Here is a 26,937-nt window from a genome sequence, read left to right as displayed (position 1 = left end):
TTGACACATTGTTACGCGACTTGTCTCCGTCTGCTTCAGATTCGCCGGATGCGGCCGATAACACTGCATCATCACAGACCCCCTCGACTTCGCAAAAGGGTGCAAAGCGACCATGAAGCTGATCGATGACATGACCGTCAAAACAAGCTGGACACTGGTGATTGCCGTGTTTGTGGCATTGATCATGGGCGTCAGCGCGCTCGGACTTTACGGCCTTCATTATAGTGAAAGCATTTTTTCACAGCTTCTGGCCGACAGCGGCAGCGGTGCCGCTCGACTGCAGGCCCGTTTTGAAACCACCGCCGCCATATTGCGCACGGCGATGATACTGGCCGTGGCAGCCGCCATCATCGTCAGCGCCGTGGTGATGTGGGGGGTGACGGTCAATGTCATCAATCCGCTCAAGCGTTTGGTGACCCACTTCGAACGCATGGCGAAGGGGGATCTTTCTCAGGATGGCGAGCAGCGCGGCGACAACGAAATCGGTCGACTTTTCAATGCATTATCCACGACGCAGCGCAGTCTGTCTCATACGGTGAGCACCGTGCGACAGGGCAGCCATCGCATCAATGACAATGCGCGGCTGATTGCCCGCGACAATACGGATTTGTCAGCCCGCACCGAACAGCAGGCCGCCTCGCTTGAACAGACCGCAGCCAGCATGGAAGAGCTGACGGCAACGGTCACGCAAAACGCCGAGAACTCTCGCCAGGCCAGCCAGCTGGCTCAGGAAGCGTCACACCAGGCACAGCGTGGCGGCGAGGTGATTGTTGAAGTACAGCAGACCATGGAAGGGATCAGTCAAAGCTCACAGCAGATGGGCGATATCATTGCCCTTATCGACTCGATTGCCTTTCAAACCAATATTCTGGCGCTCAATGCCTCGGTCGAGGCGGCCCGTGCCGGCGAACAGGGCAAGGGATTTGCCGTGGTGGCCGGCGAAGTGCGCGCGCTTGCCGGCCGCTCGGCCACCGCGGCCGGTGACATTCGCGAGCTGATCGATAACTCGCTCAAGCGCGTCAACAGCGGCTCGGCACTGGTCGAACAGGCCAGCAGCACCATGCAGGGCATTGTTGAATCCGTGCAGCGCGCTACCGGCCTCATCAGCGAGATCGCCTCCGCCTCGCAGGAGCAGAGCAGCGGCATTGGCCAGGTCAACCAGGCCATCTCGCAGATCGATCAGGTGACGCAGCAAAACGCCGAGCTGGTGCAAAACGCCGCGCAGGCGGCCGGCGAGCTGGAGCGTCAGGCGCATGCCCTGCGCGACTCGGTCGATCTGTTTGTGCTGCCCGATGCCCCGACCGGGCAGTCAGCCTCGAAGGCATCGACCATCAAAACATCGACAGCTGAAGACGCCGGGCCCACCGGCGAACACCGCCAGAGCACCGACACCGCCAGGGCCGCCCATCCTGCCAGGGCCACCGGAGCCGCTCGACCCGCAGAATCGACGGCCCCGGCAGCCGATCAGAACGCCACTGCTCCGGCCAGAGCCGCCGAGACGTCAACCAAAAGCACACGGACGACCAGCGACGAGGAAGAGTGGGAAACCTTCTAGCGTCACCCGTGATGCCTGAGTCACCCGATATACTGTTTGTATCGAAAAGGACCGCCCGTGGCGGTCCTTTTTAATGGCAAAGGGCCCGGAGATACCGGTGCAGTCATGAACCGCCGGCGCGCCCTTCCAGCGCCAGCAGCGCCTGTTCGATGGCCTCGACATGATCATCGTCATGCCCCATTTCGCGGATCGAGTCGGCCAGCATCAGCAGATAGTCGCGATTGGGCCCGCTCGGGCCGGCCGCCGTCGAAATCTGCCGGGCAATCTCGAGTGCGGATGCCTCTCCCAGCCAGGCCTCGTTGCCTTCGGTCGCCATGTAGACCAGCGTCTCACTGCGTTCACCGTCATCAAAATAAAGATCGGTGACCACACGCCGATAGCCGTTTTTTTCCCGGACATCGAGCCCTTCAAGCACATCGGGGGTGATCAGATAGGCCATGCCGTGACAGACGGCGCCCGCCTGCGGCACAAGAGTCGCCACTCTGCCCGGCGTTTCAAGCGTACCGCGATGATCGTGCGAGCCCTGCCAGAAACGACGCGCCCACCCCGTAATACTGGCGGGCCGGCGCTCCATGAAGGCAAAGCCGGTCTTGTAGATCAACGAGCCATAGCCAAACAGCCAAAGGAAGTGATCGGGCTCGGCAGTGCAAGCCCTGGATATCGGAGTTTCAGACATTGAGCACATCACGGTATTGATAAAAGGCAGCAGGTGATCTGACAGGGCATGAACGACGCGATCAGCCGGTACGCTCTGCGTCGTCCTCGTCGTTGTCGGCCACCAGGGCATCGCTGCGCGACAGGCACTGCTCTACTTCCGCCCTTCCAGGCGCCTCGATGCCCTCGTCAGGGGGTAAAATGGCGTCGACATCGTCGATGGTACACAGCATGTCGTCGACGACAACAAAAGGAACATTGCCGTATCTTTTTACCTGGTGGACCAGCGTCATGGAGGCCGGCACACATTTCAGCAGCGGGCTTGCCTGCCACGTTTGGGGAACGCTTGCCATGGCGTCGCCTTCATCGCAGCCTGCGGCCACGATATGTTCTCCTTCAAGCATCACGACGCCTGCAGCAACCACACCCACGGTAGAAAGGTCGTCCATGCATCATTCCTCAAGTGCCCGATAAAAATGGCTATTCTAAACGGCCAAAACCGAATCATCACCTTTCAATCATGCCTTGAGGCACACTTCGCGCCACCCAGCTACTCTGACAGCCTTCATTCGTCCTCCGCCGTCTCCCGGCGGTCTCGCCAGGCTTCACCATGTGCTTTTCAGCGTCAGCCAGCTTTACCGGCAGTGCCGTCATTGCCGGTGTAGGTATCGCCACCCTGTTTCAGGTGCGTCATCGCAGTGGATGGCTTCTTGCTGCCATTCCGATGTTCTTTGCACTGCACCAGATGCTCGAAGGCCTCGTCTGGCTCGGCATCGACGGAAGACTCGAGTCGCCCTGGCCGCAGCTGGCCGGCCAGCTTTACGCCTTTTACGCCCAGGGCCTGCTGCCCGTGATCATGCCACTGGCGGTATGATGCTTTTTGCCTCCCGGGGAGCGGCGACGTGTCTTGCCCTTTGTTCTGACGGGTCTGGCCCTGTCGCTTTACAATCTCTGGTTTCTCGCCACCCTGCCAACCGACATCGGCCAGTGCGGGCACAGCATCACCTATCACAATCCGCGTACCCGCGAGATGCTGGTGGCTCTTTTCTACATCATTGCCACCTGCGGCGCTCTTTTGGCCTCGCGCCGGCGCTGGCTGGTCATCATGGGCATTGCCAATCTGGCAGGGCTGAGCGTGGTCGCCCTGTTTCGGATGTGGGCCTTCACCTCGGTGTGGTGTTTTTATGCCGCCCTGATCAGCGTGATGGTGTACTGGCAGTTTCGCGGCATGCACACAAGAGAAAGCGTTGAAGAATATGGCAGGCGCCACCACATCCGCGGTGGGTAATGGCCCGTAATGTTCTAGACTCAGGGCAACGGATGTCGATCATCCCCTGACAATGATGGAGTGTACTCATGGACGAGGAAAAAAAGGGCCCCAGCGACAACCGTCCGGCACGCGACGGCCGCGATGTCACCGCCGCCACGCCGGAAACGGACGCATGGACCGATGATCTGGAAGACATCAACGACGGTACGGGCTCCACGGAAGACGCATCAATTCTGCCCGATGAAAACGATGAGTACGCCGATCTGGTAGAAACCGGTGCGCTGGATGACGACGAAAACCTTCTCGATGCCAAGGAAGCCGAGCTTGAAAACGAGCTCGAAGTCACCGAGGCCGACGAGGAAGGCATCGAGGCCAGCATCAAGTCGCTCGATTTCGAAGAGCCCGAGGGCGGCGACCACGTCGACCCACAGCGCACCCGCCCGGATGCGCAAAGCCGTGATCCGGACGAGCTTTAAGCACTGACCTGCCCGGCTCAGTCCGTACATATAAAAGGGGCCGATCGCGTGATCGGCCCCTTTTGCGTCACAATACCTTGTATCAACACATGCCTTGTGAGGGCTACTGCAACACGCTATTGATGTCGCCCTGGTCGCGACTGCTGCTCATCCGAGCAAATCGATGCAGCGTGATGTCCAGTCGCTTGATCATGCCTTCCACCAGTTCGATCTGCTCTTCTTCCATCTCACCGGCCTGGCGTAGCCGTGTCAAAAGCGCCTGGCTGGCATCGGTGAAACGCTCGTCAAAATCACCCCAGGCGCTGGCCTGATAGGCATGGGCCAGCGCCGTTTGCCACTGTTTCAGAGCGTCGCGGGTGGCCGGCGTGTCATCCAGACTGGTCACGCGACGATAGTTGGCCAGAATCAAATGCCCCAGATTCAGGCCGGTCATGCCCAGATCCAGTAGATAGCGCTCATCTTCGGGCAGCTGGCTGTCAAAGTTGGCCAGACGCTGGACGCGCTCGACCATGCGGCCGTTGAACCAGTCGGCAGCCCTTTCCCGCGAGTTGTTGCATGACCGCTCCCATAGCTGATTCATGTCATCGGTAATGGCACGGATGACGCGACGGCGCAGCACCAGCGCATTGGGAGATGGCACGACACGAAAGACGGTATAGAGAATGGTCAGACCCAGCGCGATGGCCAGGGTGCGATCCATGAAGCTACTGATATCAAAGGCCATGTTGTTACTGGGCATGGTCAAAATGGTGTAGATGATACAAAAGCCCAGCCCGTTGGCAAGCACCGCCCGGTTGTTGAGCGCCATCAGCCCCAGAAAAAGCGGCGCCCCGAACACCAACACCAGCATGAGATATTCATGAGGCGCTTGCGCCAGCAGGATGTTGCCAAACACGAAGGCGGCCACGGCACCGACAGCCCCGCCCTTCATGACGTTTTTCAACATGGCCGTGGGTGAGGGAAAGGAGGCAAACATGGTGCCGAAAATAACGGGCATTACCATCATCAGCACGCCCGACCCCCACTGGGTCGACACATAGATGACCGCGCCGATGGCAAACAAAAGACTGGAGCGAATGCCGATGGTCAATGCCGGCATATAATCGCGATGGCGCGACAGCCGCGGCGCCTTGAGTCGGGTGTTTTCGGCATCGTTGATGGCGTGATGGGCCTCGACCATGACGCTGGCATAGCCCAGCAGCATCATCAGCCCCTGCGCCATGCGCCGGGCCAGAGGCGTGCCGTGGCGCTGCAGTTCGGCCTTTTGAATGCGCTGTCGAAGGCGGTTGATTTCTCGCTTGCGCTCGCTGTAGGTCTGACGGGAACGCACCCGCTCCATGGTGTCGCGAATATCCTTGAGCGCTTCATCGAACGCTTCACTGGCCAGCGTCGGACGCTCTCGCACCAGACGGCCATAGGTCTGCATCTCGGCCATCATGGACAGCGCACGCTGGGACAAAAGATAGGCCGCCCGGGCACGGCCCGGGCCGTGCGGGCCTTCATAGATCACGGCACTGCTGTCATTGTTAAGCGTCAATGCCTGCTCCAGCGCGGACATGATCTGCTGGCGGGCGTCGTGCATCGATACGCTGGCATCAAGGTGCATGGCAAGCGCCTTGAACGTCTGGTCGATCACCGTATTGGCATGGTTGTGGATGATGTTTCGGACCCGGTCGGGCCAGAGCAGCATGCTCACAAGCGTGGCGCAGGTTGCGCCCAGCACGATCTCGCTGACGCGCGCTACGGCAATATCAAAAACGCCCTGGCTCGAGTTGTCGTTCACAATGGTCAGCACCACCACCAGAATGGCCGTGGCGGCGCCCATCACAAAACCGTAGGTCAGATTGAAGTTGCGGGTCATCGCCGACGAGGTGGCACAGATAAATATCCAGACCATCAAGAGCATCATCGCCATGGCGGGCATCTGCATGCTCAATGCCATGATCAGGATGCCGATGCCGCCCCCGATCACGGTACCGCCGATCTGACAAAAGCCCTTCTCGATGACCAGACCGCTCTGGGGACGAATCTGGAGAAACACAGCCGAAATCAGCGCCCAGTAGGGCCGATCCAGCTGCATCTCCATGGCCAGGTAAAGCGACAGGGTCATGGCGACCAGACCCTTGGTCGCAAATTTGAGGGTGTTGATATCGGGCGTCAGATAAACACGCGCCCAGGTCCCCAGCGCCATGATCAGTGGGCCTGCAGCTCGGCGCCATCGGTGGCCGCCGGCGGGATGTCGGGATCACGGGCCTGCCCGCCGGCATTGCCCATGCCATTGGGACGTACGCCGTCCACCCCCTCGTCCTTTCGATGCGGGTCGTCGATACGCACGCTGGCCGTCATGCCCGAACTGAGATAAACACCGTCGGGAATATGGTCAATGGCGATATCCACAGGGATTCGCTGGGACAGGCGCACCCAGGTGAAGGTCTGCTGCACCTGAGGCAGCAGCTGACCGTCGGGCGTGGTATTGGTGTTGGCGATCCCGCGACCGATGCTGACCACATGCCCCTGCATCTTCCGGTCGCCGCCCATCAACCAGAGGCTGGCGCTGTCCCCGATATCGATCGAGGGAATCTTGGTCTCCTCGAAATAGGCCGTAATATAAAAGGAGCCGTCGCGCACGATCGACATCTGTGAATTGCCTTGGCTGACATAGTTGCCCTGACGCAGCTGCAGGTTGATCACCGAGCCATCGACCGGTGAGGTCACTACGCTGCGCTCAAGATCGATCTGCGCGCTGTCGAGCTGTGCCTGAGCCAGGTCGCGCTGCGCCTTTGCAATCTGTGCGTTGAGCCTTGCCGTCTCGCGGTCCTCGGTACTGATGGCGTTGCTGCCCAGGTTGCGGCGACGCTCGTACTCATGCTCGCTGAGCTGGAAGGAGTACTCCCGGTTGGCAAGGGTTGCCTCGGCCTGACGCACGGCTGCCTCGTAGCGCTCGTGATTGACGGTAAAGAGCACGTCACCGGCCTTGACCTGCTGATTGTCATGGGCATCAAGGTCCATGACCCAGCCCGAGACATCCGGGGCGATGGTAACGATGTCGGCCCGTACGCGGGCATCGCGCGTCCATGGCGTATACATGTAGTACTGCCACAGCCAGACACCGAGCGCGATGGCAACGGCGGCCAGCACCAGCGTAATGAAAACTCTAATAATCGTGCGCATTCAGGTTTCGCTTCTACAACACATGACTTGAAAGGTAGGTCACCACGGCCAGCACAATCACGAACAGGCTTACATCGAACCACGCCTCCTGCCACACCCAGCGTGTCAGACCTGCCTTGTGCATCATGGTTCGCAGCAACGCCGAAATCACCAGGGACACCAGCGCAAACAGCAGCATCGGACTGATGAAGACACCGCCAATGGAAAGTTCACGCAGTAACACGCCCTTCTCCTGTTTCTATCCCGTCAAACGCTTTTGTCATGACGGGATGGCTCATGATGGCGAATGCACCGGAAATGAAGTGCCCAAAGCATAGTGCAGCGCCCTCGTTTCAGCGCAGCCCGAGCCCTGTGCATCAATCGCTGCATTGTACGCGCCAGATCATGGGAAGGCATCGTGGAAAAAGGCGTTTTCCTGCCATGCATTTCGATCATGGCCCTCGTCGCCTCGATGCGCATCCTGCATAAAAAAACCGGCCTCCCTGGGGAGGCCGGTTCCTTTGGCGTCATGAACGTCACAAGGACTGTCAGGACAGACGCTTAGAAGCTGTAGGCGATACCGGTGCCGAAGCCGTTGCCCGCATCCGCTTCACGATTCTGGATGCCACCTTCCAGCCATACGTACATCTGGCTGCTCAGGTTGTAGGTCGCGCCCAGGATGAACTCATTGTAGGTTTCCTTGTTCTGGTCACCATCAATCCCGCCACGGTTGTTCCAAAGGGTCGGGTCGACCGTCAGAACGCCGTTTTCTTCAGCGCGAACGTGCTGGTAGGCGCCATAAACGTCACCGGTACCATAGCTGTAGCGAGCGCCCACGCCATAGCGGTCGACATCGGCATTGCTGGCCCAGCTGCCTTCCATACGCTCGGCCTTGGCAGAAACGCGCAGATCATCGCTCATCTGCCAGGTGGCGTTCAGACCGTACAGCTCGCCGTAATCCTTGTCATCACCGGAGCTGTTGGTGTACTCGAAGTTTTTCAGGTTGTCGTAGACGGCCGCAAAGGTCCAGTCGTTGACCATGTAGCGCAGACCGGTAAACAGGGAAGCGCTGCTGGAATCCTTGAACTGATACTCGTTCGCTGCGCCCGGACGGTTGACGCGATCGGCCAGGCCATCGTCATCGCCGATATACTGTGTACCCAGCGCGAACTGGAAGCCGGAAAGGATCGGCGAAGTATAGGTAACCTTGTTGACCTCGAGATCACGGCTGGAGATGTCCTGTTCCGCTCGCGTCAGATCGAAGTATTCGTTGTTGGAGACCGGATCGTCGATCCAGTCATTCATCAGAGAATCCCAGGAACCGATGCGAACGTCACCAAAATCGCCGGTCAGACCCAGATACGCCTGGTCACCCTTGGAGAGACCGGAAGCGCTTGAGTTGGAGCCTGTACCGTCGTTATAAAAACCCTTTTGCTGATCGGCATTGAACTCGAATTCGGCGCGGAAATAGCCGGTCAGATCCGGATTAATGATGTGCTCGCCGCGGAACCCGACAGTAGAACCGTTGTCGAAAAGTTCATCACGGAACTTGCCATCCGTGTCCTTTACGTTTTTCCAGCCCAGCTGAACGTTACCGTAAACGTCGAGTTTGGAGCCGTCCTGATTAAATACCGTGGCCGCCTGGGCACCAGCCGCCATCGTGCCGAGCGCACCGGCAATCGCAGTCGCTAAGAGCGTCTTTTTCATCGTGATTGTTCCTTAACTGGCTAACTGTTCGATTGTCTGCCGTGGCAGATGCCCGACGCCGGTGGCGTTCGAGCTTTTATTGTTTGTTGCTCGCCGGGCTACCTTATAACGGCGTTTTCACTAACGCAACAAGAAAAAAACAGCGTTTTCGATCTTTTTACTATTGGACTAGAAAGCCGCTGTCAGCCCGATATTCTGGTACAAACTCGTTACTTTTATGTGACAGGGCTTCTATCAAAATCAAAAAAAGAGCGCCCTTTTAGGGCGCTCTTTTTCGTAAAAATAAAAACCATCAAGGCGTTACATCATACAAATATTGCCTGGCAAGACACGCACCATTTAATTTGCAGAGTAACGATTAACCCTTGAATCTTCCGCGATCCTATCGCTGATGACGGTGGGCAAGGTCCGACATCTTTTGTGCCAATCTACGCTTTTGCTTTTCGGCCTCTCGCTGTTGCTGGCGATCCTGAAGGCGCTTGAGCTGTTCCTGGGCGTGTTTGGCATCCTCTTCTTCAACCCTGCCGGCCTCCTGGCCTTCAAGATCGATACGCGCTGCATTCGGGCGTACCGACTTGAGATAGCGTGGCAGGTTAACGTAACCCGCCAGCGCTCGGCGAATCAGCTTTTCGCTGTAGGGCTCACGCGCTGCCAGCGCCTCGTGGATACCGATGGCCAGTGGGCGTGTATGGCGCTCGAAAAAGGTTTTGGGATAGCGACGATACCACTGCTTGAGAAGCGCCTGGGGGGAAATATCCTCTTGGGCGGCTTCAAGCGGTGCGGCTTCAACAACTTCGGACATATTCTGCTCTGTAGGCATGGGTGTATCGTCGGGCACTGATGACAAGGGTGCGTGCTCTTGCGTTGCCGAATCGGTTACCTCGGGAGAAGACAGGTCAGGGGTGTGACTGTCTACCGGTTCGATATTGCCGGTTTCGCCCCCCTCAAGGGCCATGGGGACACTGGATACAGTGTCGTCTGTTAAAGCCGGTGCGGGCGAGTGTGCCTCCTCGGCCCCCGACATCTGCTGGATGCGTGTCAGACGCGCCGTCAGCTGCCGGTTGGTGTTTTCAAGCTCCCGAATGCGGGCTCTTGCGCTTTCCAGACGTGCCGTCAGATCGCTCGCCTGCTGCTCCAGCGCTCTGAACACTTCATCAAAACGGTCGCTCACGCCCATCTCCCAAGGCTTTTCCGTGACGGCGCCTGCCTTCAACACCATCGAACCATACATTGTTTTATGGGGCCTGCCGCTATCACCGGGCAAGAAACGTTCAGCTTTTTGCCGTATCGGCCCGCTCGTAGCGTACAAAATCGTAGCCGGGCTGCCCCTCGGCGGGCGAACCGGCCACCCGCTCCATCTCCTGCCACGTCTCATCCAGCTCGGGGAACAGGGTATCCCCTTCGACCTCGACATCAATTTCTGTCAGATAAAGCCTTGAAGCGCAAGACAGCATCTGCTGATAAATCTCGCCGCCACCGATGACCATGATCTCTTCCACGCCTTCAATCATGGCCTGATCGTCTGCCAGGGCAAGGGCACTTTCCAGATCATGGCAGACCCGCACGCCGGAAGGCTCGAAGCTCGTATCGCGGGTGACCACGATATTGAGCCGGTTGGGCAGCGCCTTGCCGATGGAGGCAAAGGTAGCGCGTCCCATGATCAGGGGCTTGTGCAATGTGACTGCCTTGAAAAACTTCAAATCTTCGGGCAGATACCAGGGCAGCTTGCCGTCAACGCCGATGACACGATTGCGTGACATGGCCGCGATCATGGCAACGGGGACCAGTGTTTCCTGCATTGTATCGCTCTCCGGTCGCATTAGACGGCCACTTTGGCGCGGATATGCGGGTGGGGGTCATAGTCGTCAATGGCGATGTCTTCAAAACGAAAGGCAAAAATATCCTTCACGTCAGAATTGAGCCTGAGGGTGGGCCGCGGCCTCGGGGCACGCGTCAGCTGAAGCCGCGCCTGCTCCAGATGATTGCTGTAAAGATGCGCATCGCCCAGCGTATGGATGAACTCGCCCGGGGCCAGATCACAGACCTGCGCCACCATATGGGTCAACAGCGCATAGCTTGCGATATTGAACGGCACGCCCAGAAAGATATCGCCACTGCGCTGATAGAGCTGACAGGAGAGGCGCCCGTTGGCGACAAAAAACTGAAAGAGCGCGTGACACGGCGGCAGCGCCATATCATCGACCAGCGCCGGATTCCAGGCCGAGACAATCAGGCGCCGGGAATCGGGGTTGGTTTTGATCTGCTCAATCACTTGGCTGATCTGATCGACATGGCCGCCGTTTGGTGCCGGCCAGCTGCGCCACTGATAGCCATAAACGGGCCCCAGTTCGCCGTCGTCATCGGCCCACGAATCCCAGATGGACACACCGTTGTCCCTGAGATAGCCGATGTTGGTATCGCCGCTCAAAAACCAGAGAAGCTCGTGAATGATCGAGCGTAGATGCAGCTTTTTGGTGGTCAGCAGCGGAAAGCCCTGAGAAAGATCAAAACGCATCTGATGGCCAAAGATGGCGCGCGTCCCCACGCCCGTACGATCATGCTTTTCCACGCCATGATCGAGCACCTGCTGCATGAGTTCGAGATAGGGCTGCATGTACTTGAACCGTTTATACCTGTGAAGAAAAACGTGCGTCGTCAACGTTTTGGCGACGCGACCAGACCACCAGCACCGCCCCTAAAAGCAGCATGGGAATGCACAGAAGCTGTCCCATGGTCAGCCAGTCGAAGGCGATAAAGCCAAGCTGTGGGTCCGGGCGACGAAAGAATTCGATGAAAAAGCGAAAGGCGCCGTAAAGCATCAGAAACAGCCCTGAAATCAGACCGCGTTGACGCGGCTTGAGCGAGACCGTCCAGAGAATGCAAAAGAGCACCACGCCCTCAAGGGCGAACTCGTAAAGCTCGGAAGGATGGCGCGGCTCGGGCCCGTAAAGCGGGTAAACCATGCCCCAGGCCACATCCGTGACACGCCCGGGCAGTTCCTGGTTGATGAAGTTGCCCAGCCGACCGGCCCCGAGCCCGATGGGCACCATGGGGGCGATAAAGTCGGTAAGCTGAAAAAAGGTCAGCTGGTGGCGCCGCGCATAGAGCAGTGAGGCGATAAGCACGCCGATCAGGCCACCGTGAAAGCTCATGCCGCCTTCCCAGACCTTGAAAATCCAAAGCGGGTTGGCCAGCACCTGCTCCCAGCCGTAAAAAAGCGCGTAGCCGATACGCCCGCCCAACACGACGCCAAGCGCACCGTAAAAGATGATGTCGCCGACCTGATCCTTCGTCAGCCCAAGGCGGTCAGCGCGCACGCGGGACAGCCACCAGGCGCCGATAAACCCCACGACATACATCAGGCCATACCAGTGGATGGCCAGCGGCCCAAGCGAGACCGCTACCGGATCGAACTGCGGATGATGAAACATGCAACCTTCCCTGCAGAAGAGCCCTATCAGACCCGATCACATCTCCCCTTGCCGGGCGATGCCAATGACAGCGGCGAGTCTAGCATGAAGCCGTCAGACCTCGCGCCTTTGCAGCAGTCCTCGTGTGCTTTCGCGCGTCGCGTTAAGGTAGCCCCTGAATCACGGGACAAGGCCGCCATGAGACTGCGCACGACCATACTGCTGACCATTATCTGCCCGCTGCTGCTGACGCTGATCACCTTCAGCGCCGTAGCGCTATGGGTGCTGGAAGACAACATGCAGCAGCGTCAGCAGGAAGAGGTGCGACTTATTGCCCATGGCATACGTCTGCCCCTGACCCAGGCACTGGCCCAAAAGGATGCCCGCGCCCTGCAGGAGGGCCTGAGCACCACCTTTTCACTCTCAAGGCTTTATGGCGCCTTTATCCTGTCGCCGTCGGGACAACAGATGGCCGGTGTCGGCCTGGCCGGCGGTCTGCAGGATGACACCCTGCTGCAAAAGGCCATCGATACCGCCCGGGATGCGGGCGGCTACTCGCAGCAGGGTGGGCAAAACTTTTACACCTACCTGCTGCCCCTGACGAACGCCCATGGCGAGGTGCTGGGCATTTTGCAGATCAACCGGCTGGCCACCGGCATCGAGCGCTATATGAGCCTGATGACCACCGTGGCGCTGTTGCTGGCCGCCCTTGTGGGCATTCTGGTCGTGCTGATGGTCTGGTGGGGATTTCGCCGCTATGTGGACCGCCCGGTCAACCGCCTCTATCGCAGCATGAAGGCCGTCCAGGGCGGCAATCGCCTGCATCGAATAACCCCGGGCGGCGCGCGGGAATTTCGTGAACTCGGTGAGGCGTTCAACGCCATGCTCGACGCCGTGGCCCACAAGGAGCGCGAGGTTCGCGAGCAGCAACAGCAGCAGCTTGAGCTGGAGCGCAACCTGAAAAAATCCCGCCGCCTGGCCGAAATCGGCGTACTGGCGGCAGGGGTCGCTCATGAACTCGGCTCGCCGCTGACGGTCATTGATGGACAGGTGCAGCGTCTACAGCGCCGCGAGGACCTCTGCGATGACGCTCGCCAGCGCCTGACACGCATCAGACACGAAACCCGACGCATGGAGGATACCGTACGCCAACTGCTGGACATGGGTCGCCGGCATACGCTGTGCCCGGCGCAGCACTCGCTGGGCCGGATGATCGGCGAGGCAGAGCAGCTCGCACGTGATGCGCTGCACCTTGAACGAACGCACCCGCAGCTTGTGACTCATCTGCCGACAAGGGATGCCCTGACCGTGGATCGACAGCGCTTTCAACAGCTGCTCGATAACCTGGTCAGAAACGCCTTTCAGGCCGGCAGCCAACGGGTGGCCATCTCGGCGGACTACTCCGCACAGGGCGTGGTGCTTCGCATCGAGGATGACGGCCCCGGTATCGAGGCGGACCACCGCAGCCGGATCTTTGACCCCTTCTACACCACTCGGGGGGCCGGCAAGGGCAGCGGGCTGGGGCTGACCATCGTTTATCGGGTGGTCGAGGATCACGGCGGACGAATCGCACTGGAAGAAAGCCCGCTCGGCGGCGCCGCCTTTATCATCACCCTGCCCGCCGAAACGCTGCGCCCTCCCGATGTCGGCGCCGGTGTTGACCCAACCAGCGACGGCCACGCGCCGCCCCATTCGGATGAAGGAGAAGAGGCCATGCCGGGACATCACGGCCATGACTGATCGCATTTTGATTGTCGAAGACGACCCGGCCATTCTTGAGCTTCTGACCGAAGAGCTCGAGGAAGCCGGCCATGGCGTCACCGGTGTCGACAGCGCCGAGCAGGCAATGGCGCTGGTTGATACCGGCTTTGATGTCATCATCAGCGATATCCGCCTGCCGGGCATGGATGGCCTGACCCTGCTGGAATCGCTGGCGCAGCAGCCCGACCGCCCCGCCATGATCATCATTACAGCCTTTGGCAGCATCGAGCAGGCGGTGGACGCCCTGCAGCGCGGCGCAGACGATTTCCTGACCAAGCCGCTGGACCTTGATCAGGTCCGCGCCAGTGTCGCCCGACTGACACAGCGACGTGCCCTGACGACGCATCAGCAGACCCGCGAAACACGCGACACCGTTCACCTGGACGCGCTCTCGAGCTGCACCCCCGCCATGGCCCGGCTGTTTGATCAGGCAAGAACACTGGCAGCGCAGCAGGCCGCCGTGCTGATCCAGGGGGAAAGCGGCACCGGCAAGGAGCTTCTGGCCCATGCCCTGCATCGTGAAGGCCCTCGCCGGGAGGGTCCGTTTGTCGCCGTCAACTGCGCCAGCATCGCGCCGGATGTGCTGGAAAGCGAGTGTTTTGGCCACGTCAGGGGGGCCTTTACGGGCGCCATTGCCCACCGTCGCGGCCTGTTTCAGCAGGCCCATGGCGGGACGCTTTTTCTCGATGAAGTCGGTGACATGCCGCTCGCCCTGCAGGCCAAGCTGCTGCGTGTGCTGCAAACGCACTGCATCAGGCCCGTGGGCAGTGAGGAGGAACACCAGGTTGATATTCGCATCATAGCGGCGACCAACCGCCCTCTCGCAGAGCTCATCGAGGCAGGCCGTTTTCGCGAAGACCTGTTTTATCGACTGGAAACCTTCAGCCTGACCCTGCCCCCTCTGCGCGACCGCCCCGCCGACATTCCCCTGCTGGCGGCGCATTTCATCGAGCGTTACAGCCGGGAACAGGGACGCAGCAACATGACCCTGTCCCCTTCAGCGCTGTCACTGCTGTGGGCCTACTCCTTTCCCGGCAATGTCAGGGAGCTGGACAACGCCATGCTGCGGGCCGTCACGCTTGCCCGGACTGACGTACTGGAACCCGATGACTTTCCCGAGCGCTTTCGATGTGCGGTCACCGCCAGCGACACGCCAGATGCCCGGACGCAGGAGTGGCTCAGTCTTGAACAGATGGAGCAGCGCTATATTCAGCGGGTTTTGGATGCCGTTGACGGCAACAAGCGCCGTGCAGCCGAAATACTGGGTATCGGGCGCAAGACGCTGTATCGCCGTCTCGAGGAGCGGGACGCGCCCTGACCTGTCACCCCGGCCGGGCGCCGGGGCACATGCCAGGCGCTAGCCGGAGGCCAGCGTATACTTGCGCTGGCGACGTTCACGGCGACGCTGGCGTCGCTCGGAGAGCACGGCGGGGTCTCCCAGACACAGTAGCCGCGTCCAGGCGTTACGCCGCACCAGCAGATAAAGCGTCATCGGCAGTCCCATCATCAAAAGCCAGCGCGGGCCCAGCGCTTCCACCACGCCATATTGATCAAGGGTAACCTGAATGCTCAGATGCAAAAACATGATCACCATGGAGGCTTCGCCGACCACCGCCACGGCCCTTGAAACGACCGGCACGCGCGCGAGCTGACGTGACAGCACCATCAGCACCAGTGTGATGGCAAGAGCTGCCAGCAGGCTCACTACCGGCATGCCGTAGTCGGCATACTTCATGTCCATCTTGAAGTGCGGATTGGCCTGCACCAGCCACAGGGAGAGCAGCCCGGCCAGAATGGCCGGCAACAGGACACGCGGCTTTTCGATCTCGAGTTGATAATGCGCCACCAGATAGCCCAGATAAAAACAGGGCGCGGCCATCAGGACCACGTTGAGATTGCCGATCAGCCAGAGCTCTCTGAAAAACCATTGATTCATCGTGGCAAGCCCGAGCATGGCCAGCATGATGCCCCCCGTGGCTCGCACCGACAGGCGGGTCAGCAGCACGTTGACCAGCTGCTGTGTCGCCCAGAAACAGGTGACAAACCAGAACGGTGCCAGCCCCGAGATGAGCGCCCGCCCGCCCAGCACCATGTCAAACAGCGCACTGGAAAGCGTTCGATAATCCCCCAGCGCCTGATGAAGCGTCGGCGCGTACAAAAGCAGCATGAAAAAGCCGTAGGGCACCAGCAGGTGCAGGCTTTTACGGCCGAGATAGGCTCTGAGGTCGGCACTGGGTCTGAAGAGATAGCCGGCAATGATGAAAAAAAGCGGCATGTGGAACACAAAGAGGAAATTGCGCCAGAACCCGGACGTCATGTGGGCATAGACCACCATCATGATGCCGAGCCCTTTCAGGATGTTGATCCATTCAAGTTTTTTAACCATGGGCAGCCACTGTTCGTTGACGTCATTGCTCCAGACAGGAGCAACGTTCATGCCAACATGGCGCGCCGCGACAATAAAACCCTAAACCGTTGTTTTATAAATTCTTTTCGTCAACATTGTGATAATGGTGTTACTGAAGACATTTCTGCACCATGTGTCACGGCGACACATGGGTTGCCACGACACACATCATCAACGGGTCAAAACGACACACATCACGGCCATCATCAATCCCGGGGTGGCAGCAGATGGGCCAGCTCCCACTCTTTCATGCGCTGATAGACCAGCTCACGCGTCTCGGTCAATGAATGCAGCGCCAGCACATCGCTGACCAGATTCTGCGCCCCTTCCATGGAAACACGGCGTATTGCGGCCCGCACGCGTGAAAGATTGGGCGCGTTCATCGACAGCACTCGATAGCCCATGCCCATCAGCAGCAGTGCACCGATCGGGTCGCCGGCCAGCTCGCCACACACCGAGGCGGACATGTTCAGCCGTCGGCTTTCGCGGGCGATATGATCCAGCGCCCTGAGCACCGCCGGCTGACAGGCATCATAAAGGCTTGAGACGCGCGCGTTATTGCGATCCACGGCCAGCAGATACTGAATCAGATCGTTGCTGCCTACCGAGAAGAAATCAACGCGCTCTGCCAGCGCCTCCAGCTGATAGATCACGGCCGGCACTTCCAGCATGACGCCCAGCAGCGGGCGCTCTACCTGAACACCGTCGTCGCGCAGTTCCTGGATGGCACGATCCAACAGTCGACAGACTGTATCGACCTCCTCGACGCTGGTGACCATCGGCAGCAGGATACGCAGGTTGTCCAGCCCTTCGGCGGCCCTGAGCATGGCGCGAAGCTGCACCATCAGCACCTCGGGATGGTCCAGCGTCACCCGAATGCCGCGCCAGCCCAGAAAGGGATTGTCTTCCTCGATGGGAAAATAGGGCAGCGATTTGTCGCCGCCGATATCAAGCGTGCGCATGACCACCGGCAGTGGCGCAAAGCCCTGAAGCTGCTCGCGATAGATCCGCGTCTGCTCTTTCTCGCTGGGAAAGCGCTGATGCATCATGAAGGGCACTTCGGTGCGATAAAGCCCCACCCCATCAATGCGCGCGGCGGGCGAGCCGCTCATTTCCACGGCAAGCCCCGTATTGATCATCAGCCGGATGCGAAACCCATCGCTGGTTTCACTGGGCAGGGACTGCTCGCTTTCAAGCATCGAGGTAAGCGCTTCCTCCTCCTCGATCATGCTCTCGTAGCGCACCAGCAGATCCGGCTGCGGCCGCAGGATCAGCCGGCCACGATAGCCATCCACGATCATGGGCGTGCCGGCCAGTCGGGAAATGGGCAGATCGTTCATGCCCATGACGGCCGGAATGCCCATGGCGCGTGCCAGAATCGCCACGTGTGAGGTGCTCGAGCCCCGCAGCGCCACCAGACCGGCCAGCTTTTCACGCGGAATTTCACCAAGCTGCGCGGCGCTGATTTCGTCACCGACCAGAATGGTGCGATCGGGATAGACCGGCTTGCGGGCGCTGCTGTCCTTTTGCAGATGCGCCAGTACCCGACGCCCCAGGTCGCGAATATCTGCCGCGCGCTCGCGCAGGTAGTTGTCGTCCACGCGTTCGAGATAGTTGACGTGGCGCTGCACCACCCGTGACAGCGCATAGGGGGCCCACTGCCCTTCACGAATGCGTTTTTCGACCTCGTTGCCCAGCGCCGCATCCCCCAGCATCTGCTGATAGACATCGAAAAGCGCCTGCTCCTGCGCCGAGATGCGGCTGGCCAGTCGCTCGGCCGCCTGGCGAATATCATGGCGCACGCAGTCGATGGCCTCGCGCAGGCGCAGCACCTCGGCCTCGATATCCTCGGGCACGCGCTCGGGGACTGCCTCGAGATTGGCCGAGGGCACCACCACAAAGGCCTCGCCAATAGCCATGCCCGGTGCAGCGGCAATGCCATTGAGAAGGGCCTGGGTACCGGGGTCACTCAATCGTGCCAGCGCCCCGGTCGACAGGGCATGCACCAGCACGCCGGCCAGCTGGGCGGCCATGGTGATCAAAAAGGCTTCTTCACCCTCGCCGAACTGGCGCTTCTCGCGCTGCTGGACGACCAGTACGCCCAGCACGCGACGCTGGTGAATGATGGGGACACCGAGAAAGCTGGAGTAGCGCTCCTCGCCGGTTTCAGCGAAGTAGCGAAAATGCGAATGTGACGGCGCCTCCTCGATATTGAGAGGCTCTTCGCGCTGACCGACAAGCCCCACCAGGCCCTCACCCGGCTTCAGGGTGACCTGTCCGATGGCGGAGGCATTCAGCCCGATGGTGTCCATCAGGATGAAGCAGTCACGCTCGTCATCGCGCAGATACACCGAGCAGACATCGGTCTGCATTGCCTTGCGTATGCGCCGCACGATGATCGACAGCGCCGCATCCAGGCTGCGAGCGCCGTTGACCTCCTGAACGATGCGGCGAAGAATTTCGAGCATGGCGTTATATTTTCATCCCTGTATATCTGCCATGTCCGGGCCCCCGAGCGAAAGCAGGCACCCGACCATGTCAATGGCCGCTATTGGCCGGCCGCATCCACCGAATTCTCTCCCGGCAAACGCGGCGCCAGCTCTCGCAGGGCGCGCCGATAGACGTCACGCTTGAAAGACACTACCTGACCCAGAGGATACCAGTAACTGACCCACTTCCAGCCGTCAAACTCGGGCTTGGGCGTGGTATCCACACAGATGCTTGATTCCTGACATCGCATGCGCAGCAAAAACCATTTCTGCTTCTGGCCGATGCAAAGCGGGCGCGAATGGGTGCGAATCAGTCCCTTTGGCAGTCGATATCTGAGCCAGCCACGCGTGCAGGCCAGTATATCGACGTCATCGGGATGCAGGCCGATCTCCTCTTTCAGTTCTCGATACAAGGCGTCATGAGGTGTCTCATCTTCCTTGATCCCACCCTGTGGAAATTGCCATGCATTCTGTCCTACCCGTCGTGCCCACAGTACCTGGCCGCCGCAGTTGGCAATAATGATGCCAACGTTGGGCCGGAAACCGTCGGGATCGATCACGACTTGTCACCTTTTGAAAATAGATTACAGGCATTCTTCCACAAAGCGCGAAAGCGCATCAATACGCGGCGCAACGCCAAAGGCGTGTTGTGGCACATATTAAAGCGCTGTCATCTTTGTAATAATGAAACCGCAACAATCGACATCTTGCCTTTGATGGGAGCTCCCCCCTTGACGCTGGCCATATTTGATCTCGACAACACGCTGCTTGGCGGCGACAGCGATCACGCCTGGAACGATTTTCTGGTGGAACAGGGCATTGTCGATCGCGACCATTTTCGTCGTGAAAACGACCGCTTTCATCGCGCCTACGATGAAGGCACGCTGAATATTCACGACTATCTGGCCTTTGCGCTCGACCCGTTGACTCGCCACACCAGAGAGGCGCTTGATGAATTGCATCAGCGCTTCATGGCGGAGCGTATCGAGCCCATTATCCTGTCTCGGGGCGAGGCGCTCGTGGAAAAACACCGCGCTCGCGGCGACCGCCTTTTGATCATTACAGCCACCAATCGCTTTGTTACCGGCCCTATCGCAAAAAGACTCGGCATCGAGCATCTGATTGCCGTGGAGCCCGAGATGCAGGAAGGTCGCTACACCGGACGCATCACGGGAACCCCCAGCTTTCGCGAAGGCAAGATTACCCGGCTGCAGCAGTGGCTTGGCGAACATGACGTCTCGCTTGAGGGGGCCTTTTTCTACAGTGACTCTCAAAACGACCTGCCGCTGCTTGAACGGGTCGATAACCCGGTCGCGGTCGACCCCGACCCGATTCTTGCCGATATCGCCGGCAAGCGCGGCTGGCAAATCATTACCCTGCGGGATCGCGACGAACGGCGTGATTCCCTATAATCGACATATCCATCGCGGAGTGTGTCACTTTGACACCACTGGCTGAATCGGCAGACACCCCGATACGATCCGTTTCGACCGCACTACCGGTTGCGGATCGGCCAGTGGAAGTGCCGTTTGACCCAGCGTGTCCTGTTTGTCACTCATCCTTTTGCGACGTTGACGCTGCGGTGTGTAAAGACCCCGTGTCATGTCGGGCTGATGGATCAGGACGCAAATCTCGCATCAAACCGAGCGTGAGAAGCCATGGCAGCAACGACGTATGATGTCCTTATCGTGGGTGGCGGCGTATCAGGCACTGCCCTTTTGTATGAACTGGCCCGATATACGGATCTGAACGCCATCGGTCTGGTCGAGAAGTATGACAAGGTTGCCATCGTCAATTCGCATGGTCGCAACAACAGTCAGACCATCCACTGTGGCGATATCGAGACCAACTACACGCTGGAAAAGGCGCGCACCACCAAGCGCACCGCCGGCATGGTGGTCAACTTCGGCACCAAGCTTGCCGACGAAGAACGCGATAACATTATCTATCGCTACCCGAAGATGGTGCTCGGTATTGGCGACAAGCAGTGTGATTTCCTGCGCAAGCGCTTTGACACCTTCAGCGAACTCTTTCCTGAAATGCGCCTTCTTGAGCGCGAAGACATCGCCGCTCAGGAACCCAGGGTGGTGGAGGGACGTGATCCGGCCGAGAAGATTCTGGCACTGGGCTCGCCCAACGAGTATACGGCCGTCAACTACACCACGCTGTCAGAAGCGTTTGTTAAATATGCCGAGCAGGATGCCGCGAAAAAGGGCATGACCTGTGACATGCACCTGTCGACGCCGGTGCACAAGATCGAAAAGGAAGGCGATCTCTTCAAGGTCACCACGCCCAACAAGGGCACCCTGCAGGCGCGCTATGTGGTGGTGGCCGCCGGCGGCCATTCGCTGCTGTTCGCCCATCAGATGGGCTATGGCCTCGACAAGTCCTGCCTGCCGATGGCCGGGTCGTTTTATTTCACACCGAAGGTGCTCAACGGCAAGGTCTATACCATCCAGAACGAGAACCTGCCCTTTGCCGCCGTTCACGGCGACCCGGACGTTCTGGTCGATGGCAAGACCCGCTTCGGGCCAACGGCACTGATGCTGCCGCTGCTCGAGCGCTACAACAACAAGACCTTTACGGAATTTCTGCGCGTTTTCCGCTTTGACAGCAGCGTGGCGAAAGTCTTCTGGGACCTGCTCAAGGTGCGCGACATCCGCAACTACGTCTTCAAGAACTTCATGTATGAAGTGCCGGTATTGCGTGAGAAGCTTTTCTATCAAAGCATCAAGAGCATCGTGCCAGGCCTTCGTCCCGAGGACGTTGAATTTGCCAAGGGTTTTGGCGGCGTACGGCCGCAGCTGATCGACAAGACGGCCAAAAAGCTGGTCATGGGTGAAGCCAAGATCGATCCCGGCACCGGCATCGTGTTCAACATGACGCCCTCCCCCGGCGGCACCAGTTGTCTGGGCAATGCCGAAAAGGATCTGTATCTGGCGCAGCAGTTTCTGGGCTTCAACATCGACAAGGACGCTTTCGAGCGCGATCTCCTTATGGGAGAAGTCGAGCTTCGAGGCCTTGATGAGGCCCCGCAAATGTCGCCCGAGAAGTCTTCTCATGGCGAGGATCTCGACCACGAGCGGGAAAAGGAAAAAGCAGGTAAAAGCGTCGGCCCCGAGGCCTGAACCGCCCGACGACCGACACAAAAAAGGCACCCATCGGGGTGCCTTTTTTACGTCAGCAGAAGGCGGCCATTGGCCGCGCTCTTTCAGGCAGCGCTTTTGAGACGCTGACGCTGTATCGAAGCGACTATCAGAGCAAGCGCTATGAGTGTCAGTACGATGAACCCAACCAGTGTCCACCCGGGCAGTGACACGCCCAGAAAGCTGCCTTCAATGTCGGCGCACTCACCCGAGGCGCTCAGCACGGTGGCAATCACGCTTTTAAGCGGCAGCACTTCCATCATGTAATCCAGCCCCGGCCCACAGCTGGGAACCTGATCGGCGGGAAGGCTCTGCAGCCAGACATGTCGACCGGCCAGAAACATGCCGGCACCGGCACCGATCAGCGCCAGCACGCCATACACGCTGCCACCCCATCCTCTGGGATTGTGCAGCGCACCGATGACAAGAGGCACCAGCGCCGCCAGCACGGCAACGCGCTGGAAGGTACACAGCGGGCAGGGTTCCAGCCCGAAGCCGTACTGCAGCACCAGCGCGAAGGCCAGCATGAAAATACAAAAGGCGCTGCCAGCAAGACACCACTGACGTGCTGACCGGTTCAACAGGTTCGACATGCGTTGCTCCACCAGTTTACGTTGTCGTTTCGTTATGAGGCGCCATTGTTGACCTTCAATCGGCGCGCATGTTCGAAATAACGCTGCAAAAAGGTCGGAAAATCAACATCGTCACTGTCTTCGGTCTCACGCTGTTGCTGGTGAGAGGTCTCCACCAGCTGATCCAGCAGCGCGTCACGCGCCGTGTCCATCGGCGTATTTGCAAACCACTGCGCGTGCTCGCGCGCCCGTTCCAGTGACCAGGTCACGAAGTCACTGCCGCTGTCGCGCATCTGCTGATGCATACGCCCGGCAGGTGTCCTCTCGGGATGATGAATGCGCGCACGCAGCTCGGTCAGTGCCGCCTGATGAGGCGCTGCTTCATCGGCGCTGTCCATCAGTTCGGCGATCGGCGCCATGGCGTCGAATATCTCTTCCAGACACTCATGCAAAGGGCGATCACCGCTGGCGAAGGAGAGCATCAGCGAGGCATCGCGACCGCTGCGCACCACATGCGCCCGGTTATCGTCGAGGCGGTCACACTCCTCATCGCTGATCCATGGGCTTGGCGAGAGCAGACACCAGACCAAAAACGTATCGATAAAGTGGATCTGCTGCTCATCGATACCCAGCGGCGTGAAGGGATTGAGATCCAGACAGCGCACTTCGATGTATTCAACGCCACGTGACTCCATCGCCTGGGTCGGCGTTTCGTCATGGCGCGCCACTCGTTTGGGACGAATATCGCTGTAATACTCGTTTTCGATCTGCAGCATATTGGCATTAAGCTGACGCCACTCGCCCTCTTTCTCGACGCCTTCACGCTCATAGTCCGGCCATGGCGTGACGATGGCATGGCGCAGAGTACCGATATAGTTTTCAAGCGAGTTGAAACAGATGCGCAGCTGCGACTGCACCTTGTTTTGATAGCCCAGATCGCTCATGCGAAGCGTGGAAGCGGTATCCGAAGCCAGCGTTTGTTGACCATGGGCATACAGCCCGGCATCGCGGCCTTCAAGAAAGCTGCGATCCACGGCAGGCGAGGCGCCGAACAGATACATCAAAACCCAGCTGTTGCGGCGAAAGTTTCGAATCAGATCGAAATAGGCCCGCGAACGAAACGACTGTGCCGAAACGGCCTGCTGACCGTCGATCTCCTGGAGATGCGTCCAGAGCTCGTCGGGCAGCGAAAAGTTGTAATGGATACCGGCAATCGACTGCATGATGCGCCCATAGCGCATATCCAGGCCGTTGCGATAGACCCGCTTCATGGTACCCACATTGGAGTTGCCATAATCGGCGATCGGCACGCTGTCGTTGCCATCGAGCTCGGCGGGCATACTGGAAGGCCAGATCAGCTCCTGTCCCAGATAGCGGTAGCTGTAGCGATGAAGATCCCCCAGAAAGGCCAGCGCATCCGACGGCCGGGAGAACACCGGCGTAATGTACTCCAGAAGCGATTCTGAATAGTCGGTCGTGATATAGGGGTGGGTCAGCTTTGAGCCCAGAGCATGCGGATGAGGCGTCGAAACGATACGCCCTCGAGAATCCACGCGCAGACCTTCCTTTTCAATGCCCCGGCGAATGCGGCCAAAAAGGCCCTGCTGCGCCGGTGCGCTCAATCCATCGATGCGGCGAGTGAATTGCTCGGACAAGGTTGAACACCTTCTCTTGCGGGAGCCCGCGCACAGACGATCTGATCGTGCGCATGTCGGCGTATTGCCGACGCGGGGCTCCGGAACTGTTTTCGTCGTCCAGCGACTGCTGACACTGCATCAGTCAGACACCGGCATCTGCCAATAGTGCGCTCATTATGAAGCGCCACCCGGGCCTTTCAAGCGCCAAAGTGTGCATGCTAACGAGTCTATCATGTCAACGCCGGCCATCGCCTGACTTGCCGGCACCTGCCTTGAGTAGCGCCGCGCCCAGGGCGCCGACCGGCTCCTGTGAAGTAGCCTTCTCCTTGCCGCGCCCCTGAGACCTGCCGCCATCGCGGCGCCCTGCCCCTGCGGCACTTTTGTCCTGTCCGGTATCAGGCGTGTCATCCAGGCGCATGGACAGCGCAATGCGCTGGCGCGCCTGATCCACGCTCATGACCTTGACCCTGACCACATCGCCGGCCTTGACCACCGACCGCGGGTCCTGCACGAACTGATGCGACAGCGCCGAAATGTGCACCAGACCGTCCTGATGAACCCCAACATCCACAAACGCACCGAAGTGGGTGACGTTGGTAATCACCCCTTCCAGCACCATGTTGGGTACAAGGTCGCTGACCTTTTCCACACCGTCCTGAAACTTCGCGGCACGAAACTCGGGACGCGGATCACGCCCGGGCTTTTGCAGCTCCTTCAAAAGATCGCTCACCGTCGGCAGTCCGAAGCGTTCATCGACATACTCATCGGGCCGGACGCTGCGCAGAAAATCGCTGTCGCCAATCAGGGTTTGCAGATTGCGACGACTGGCACGCGCGATCCGCTCGGCCAGCGGATACGCTTCGGGGTGTACCGCCGAGGCATCCAGTGGATTGCTGCCGCCACTGATGCGCAAAAAGCCGGCGCACTGTTCAAAGGTTTTGGGCCCCAGACGCGTCACCTCGAGAATCTGGCGACGATTATCAAAGGCCCCATGACTGTCGCGCCAGGCCACGATATTGTCGGCAAGCGTCGTATTCAGCCCGGATACGCGCGCCAGAAGCGCCGACGAGGCTGTATTGAGGTCCACCCCCACAGCGTTGACGCAATCCTCCACCACGGCGTCCAGCGAGCGCGCCAGCATCAGCTGCGACACGTCGTGCTGATACTGACCCACCCCGATGGATTTGGGATCAATCTTGACCAGCTCGGCCAGCGGGTCCTGCAACCGTCGCGCAATCGACACGGCACCACGAATGGTGACATCCAGCTCCGGCAGCTCGCGCGAGGCAAACTCCGAGGCCGAATAGACCGAGGCACCCGCCTCGCTCACCATGACCCGGGCAATGTCGCGCCCCTTGAGTCGTTCCAGCAGATCGGCGGTCAGCCGGTCGGTTTCGCGGCTGGCGGTACCGTTGCCGATGGCGACCAGTCCGACATCGTGTTTCTTGCACAGCTCGGTCAGCGTGACAAGCGAGGCGTCCCACTGGTTTCGCGGCGCATGGGGATAAATGGCGGTGTGATCCAGCACTTTACCCGTGGCATCCACGACCGCCACCTTGACGCCGGTACGCAGCCCGGGGTCGAGCCCGAGCGTGGCACGGGCCCCGGCAGGGGCTGCCAGCAGCAGGTCCTTCAGGTTATCGGCAAAGACACTGATGGCTGTAGCTTCGGCCTGTTCACGCAGCTGACCCAGCAGCTCGGTTTCCAGATGCGTGTAGAGCTTGACCCGCCAGGTCCAGCGCACCACTTCCTTCAGCCAGCGATCGGCGGGGCGGGCCTGGTCCCTGATGCCAAATTCGCGAGCAATCTCGACCTCACAGGGGTGAACGCTGGCCTCCTCCTCGCCGGGCAGCTTGAGCGTCAGCCCCAGCACGCCCTCCTGACGGCCGCGAAACATGGCCAGCGCCCGATGAGAGGGCGTTTTGACAAGTTTTTCACGATGGTCAAAGTAATCCGAGAACTTGGCACCGCTGCTCTCCTGACCGGCAAGCATCGCGGAGACCAGCTCGGCCTCCTGCCACAGGCGCTCGCGCAGTCGCCCGACCAGCGCCGGCGCTTCGGCAAAACGCTCCATCAGAATCTGCCTGGCGCCATCGAGTGCGGTGCGGGCATCGGTAATGCCGTGTGCGTCATCAAGATAATCGACCGCCAGCGCCTCGGGCACCAGAGACGGGTCGTTCAAAAGGGCATCAGCCAGCGGTTCAAGCCCTGCCTCGCGCGCAATCTGCGCCTTGGTGCGGCGCTTTTTGCGATAGGGCAGATAAAGGTCTTCCAGACGCTGCTTGGTATCGGCGGCAAGAATGCTGGCGCGCAAATCATCGTCGAGCTTGCCCTGCTCCTCGATCGAGGCCAGCACGGTCGTGCGGCGCTCGTCGAGCTCGCGCAGATAGCGCAGACGGCTCTCCAGAAGACGCAGCTGGCTGTCATCCAGCCCGCCGGTGACTTCCTTGCGATAGCGTGAAATGAACGGCACCGTGGCGCCTTCGTCCAGCAGGGCAATGGTGGCCTCGATCTGACCGGGACGAACGGCGCCCCCACCGGCGACGTCGGAAAGCTCTGTCGCCAGACGCGCTGCCATCGAAGAAATCTGTGTCATGAAAACGCCTTCCCTTTCAAACAGGGCGCCAGGGTATCACAAACCATGCGCAGACGGGACAACGCCGCCACCAGGCAACACCCGTAAAAATGGCGACAGCCCGAAGG

At 59.6% G+C, this 26,937-nt stretch carries 22 protein-coding genes and 1 pseudogene; 7 read left to right on the top strand and 16 right to left on the bottom strand.

The genetic code is table 11. The features are described from left to right. Positions 1-112 precede the first annotated feature (112 nt). Positions 113-1,555, top strand: a complete 1,443-nt coding sequence (locus ACXMYO_RS02395; protein ID WP_457807698.1) for a methyl-accepting chemotaxis protein — start codon at positions 113-115, stop codon at positions 1,553-1,555. A 103-nt stretch (positions 1,556-1,658) separates the two neighbouring features. Here ACXMYO_RS02395 and ACXMYO_RS02390 read toward each other — a convergent pair whose 3' ends face one another. Further along, positions 1,659-2,231 carry a gamma-glutamylcyclotransferase gene (locus ACXMYO_RS02390; RefSeq protein ID WP_457807697.1) on the bottom strand — a complete coding sequence of 191 codons (573 nt, stop codon included), beginning with the start codon at positions 2,229-2,231 and terminating at the stop codon, positions 1,659-1,661. Between the two features lie 61 nt (positions 2,232-2,292). Next, the gene (locus ACXMYO_RS02385) at positions 2,293-2,658 is read right to left on the bottom strand and encodes a hypothetical protein (protein ID WP_457807696.1); all 366 of its coding nucleotides are present in this window, start codon (positions 2,656-2,658) and stop codon (positions 2,293-2,295) included. A gap of 161 nt (positions 2,659-2,819) precedes the next feature. Between ACXMYO_RS02385 and ACXMYO_RS02380 the strand changes: the two are divergent. Both ACXMYO_RS02380 and ACXMYO_RS02375 read left to right on the top strand, forming a co-directional pair. Then, positions 2,820-3,497 (top strand): annotated as a pseudogene (locus ACXMYO_RS02380) (DUF6629 family protein). A 68-nt stretch (positions 3,498-3,565) separates the two neighbouring features. After that, positions 3,566-3,955 (top strand): hypothetical protein, encoded by a 390-nt coding sequence (locus tag ACXMYO_RS02375; RefSeq protein WP_438766538.1) that lies wholly within the window; start codon positions 3,566-3,568, stop codon positions 3,953-3,955. A gap of 103 nt (positions 3,956-4,058) precedes the next feature. Here the strand turns inward: ACXMYO_RS02375 and ACXMYO_RS02370 are convergent, their stop codons facing one another. The 8 genes from ACXMYO_RS02370 to lgt all read right to left on the bottom strand — a co-directional run bounded on the left by ACXMYO_RS02370 (position 4,059) and on the right by lgt (position 12,243). Next, on the bottom strand, positions 4,059-6,146 hold the full coding sequence (locus tag ACXMYO_RS02370; RefSeq protein ID WP_457807695.1) for an FUSC family protein: 2,088 nt from the start codon (positions 6,144-6,146) through the stop codon (positions 4,059-4,061). Between the two features lie 2 nt (positions 6,147-6,148). Then, complete coding sequence (locus tag ACXMYO_RS02365; protein WP_438766535.1) at positions 6,149-7,126, bottom strand: efflux RND transporter periplasmic adaptor subunit; 978 nt, start codon at positions 7,124-7,126, stop codon at positions 6,149-6,151. 13 nt (positions 7,127-7,139) lie between these two features. Then, a complete protein-coding gene (locus ACXMYO_RS02360) occupies positions 7,140-7,349 on the bottom strand; it encodes a DUF1656 domain-containing protein (RefSeq protein ID WP_086620418.1) in 210 nt (69 codons plus the stop codon). 317 nt (positions 7,350-7,666) lie between these two features. Beyond that, positions 7,667-8,812 carry a porin gene (locus ACXMYO_RS02355; RefSeq protein WP_438766534.1) on the bottom strand — a complete coding sequence of 382 codons (1,146 nt, stop codon included), beginning with the start codon at positions 8,810-8,812 and terminating at the stop codon, positions 7,667-7,669. Between the two features lie 382 nt (positions 8,813-9,194). After that, the gene (locus ACXMYO_RS02350) at positions 9,195-9,983 is read right to left on the bottom strand and encodes a ProQ/FINO family protein (protein WP_457807694.1); all 789 of its coding nucleotides are present in this window, start codon (positions 9,981-9,983) and stop codon (positions 9,195-9,197) included. A gap of 100 nt (positions 9,984-10,083) precedes the next feature. Next, positions 10,084-10,611 carry a dihydrofolate reductase gene (locus ACXMYO_RS02345; RefSeq protein WP_438766530.1) on the bottom strand — a complete coding sequence of 176 codons (528 nt, stop codon included), beginning with the start codon at positions 10,609-10,611 and terminating at the stop codon, positions 10,084-10,086. Between the two features lie 20 nt (positions 10,612-10,631). Then, entirely contained in the window at positions 10,632-11,426 is a 795-nt protein-coding gene (locus tag ACXMYO_RS02340; protein WP_457807693.1) for a thymidylate synthase, read from the bottom strand. Positions 11,427-11,439: 13 nt separating this feature from the next. Then, positions 11,440-12,243, bottom strand: a complete 804-nt coding sequence (gene lgt, locus ACXMYO_RS02335) for a prolipoprotein diacylglyceryl transferase (RefSeq protein WP_457807692.1) — start codon at positions 12,241-12,243, stop codon at positions 11,440-11,442. A gap of 177 nt (positions 12,244-12,420) precedes the next feature. Between lgt and ACXMYO_RS02330 the strand changes: the two genes are divergently transcribed. Together ACXMYO_RS02330 and ACXMYO_RS02325 are read left to right on the top strand one after the other, a co-directional pair. Next, the gene (locus ACXMYO_RS02330; RefSeq protein ID WP_438766527.1) at positions 12,421-13,962 is read left to right on the top strand and encodes an ATP-binding protein; all 1,542 of its coding nucleotides are present in this window, start codon (positions 12,421-12,423) and stop codon (positions 13,960-13,962) included. Further along, entirely contained in the window at positions 13,955-15,301 is a 1,347-nt protein-coding gene (locus ACXMYO_RS02325) for a sigma 54-interacting transcriptional regulator (RefSeq protein ID WP_438766526.1), read from the top strand. The genes ACXMYO_RS02330 and ACXMYO_RS02325 overlap by 8 nt, the downstream gene beginning before the upstream one ends. A gap of 39 nt (positions 15,302-15,340) precedes the next feature. Here the strand turns inward: ACXMYO_RS02325 and ACXMYO_RS02320 are convergent, their stop codons facing one another. The 3 genes from ACXMYO_RS02320 to ACXMYO_RS02310 form a co-directional block, all read right to left on the bottom strand. Next, on the bottom strand, positions 15,341-16,420 hold the full coding sequence (locus tag ACXMYO_RS02320) for an acyltransferase family protein (RefSeq protein ID WP_457807691.1): 1,080 nt from the start codon (positions 16,418-16,420) through the stop codon (positions 15,341-15,343). A 176-nt stretch (positions 16,421-16,596) separates the two neighbouring features. Continuing rightward, positions 16,597-18,858 (bottom strand): phosphoenolpyruvate--protein phosphotransferase, encoded by a 2,262-nt coding sequence (ptsP, locus tag ACXMYO_RS02315; protein ID WP_438766524.1) that lies wholly within the window; start codon positions 18,856-18,858, stop codon positions 16,597-16,599. Positions 18,859-18,938: 80 nt separating this feature from the next. Next, the gene (locus ACXMYO_RS02310) at positions 18,939-19,439 is read right to left on the bottom strand and encodes an RNA pyrophosphohydrolase (protein WP_438766523.1); all 501 of its coding nucleotides are present in this window, start codon (positions 19,437-19,439) and stop codon (positions 18,939-18,941) included. A gap of 171 nt (positions 19,440-19,610) precedes the next feature. Between ACXMYO_RS02310 and ACXMYO_RS02305 the strand changes: the two genes are divergently transcribed. Together ACXMYO_RS02305 and ACXMYO_RS02300 are read left to right on the top strand one after the other, a co-directional pair. Continuing rightward, entirely contained in the window at positions 19,611-20,291 is a 681-nt protein-coding gene (locus tag ACXMYO_RS02305) for a histidinol-phosphatase (protein WP_438766522.1), read from the top strand. Between the two features lie 246 nt (positions 20,292-20,537). After that, a complete protein-coding gene (locus ACXMYO_RS02300; RefSeq protein WP_438766521.1) occupies positions 20,538-22,007 on the top strand; it encodes an FAD-dependent oxidoreductase in 1,470 nt (489 codons plus the stop codon). An 83-nt stretch (positions 22,008-22,090) separates the two neighbouring features. Here ACXMYO_RS02300 and ACXMYO_RS02295 read toward each other — a convergent pair whose 3' ends face one another. The 3 genes from ACXMYO_RS02295 to ACXMYO_RS02285 form a co-directional block, all read right to left on the bottom strand. Continuing rightward, on the bottom strand, positions 22,091-22,618 hold the full coding sequence (locus ACXMYO_RS02295) for a disulfide bond formation protein B (RefSeq protein WP_457807690.1): 528 nt from the start codon (positions 22,616-22,618) through the stop codon (positions 22,091-22,093). A gap of 32 nt (positions 22,619-22,650) precedes the next feature. After that, a complete protein-coding gene (gene gshA, locus ACXMYO_RS02290) occupies positions 22,651-24,252 on the bottom strand; it encodes a glutamate--cysteine ligase (RefSeq protein ID WP_457807689.1) in 1,602 nt (533 codons plus the stop codon). A 217-nt stretch (positions 24,253-24,469) separates the two neighbouring features. Continuing rightward, positions 24,470-26,830, bottom strand: coding sequence for a Tex family protein (locus ACXMYO_RS02285; protein ID WP_457807688.1), 2,361 nt, complete (start codon positions 26,828-26,830; stop codon positions 24,470-24,472). Between the last annotated feature and the right edge of the window lie 107 nt (positions 26,831-26,937).

Source organism: Kushneria sp. EE4 (assembly GCF_977968315.1).
The sequence above is the reverse complement of the archived record's forward strand: the minus strand, read 5'-3'. Positions and strand labels throughout refer to the sequence as shown.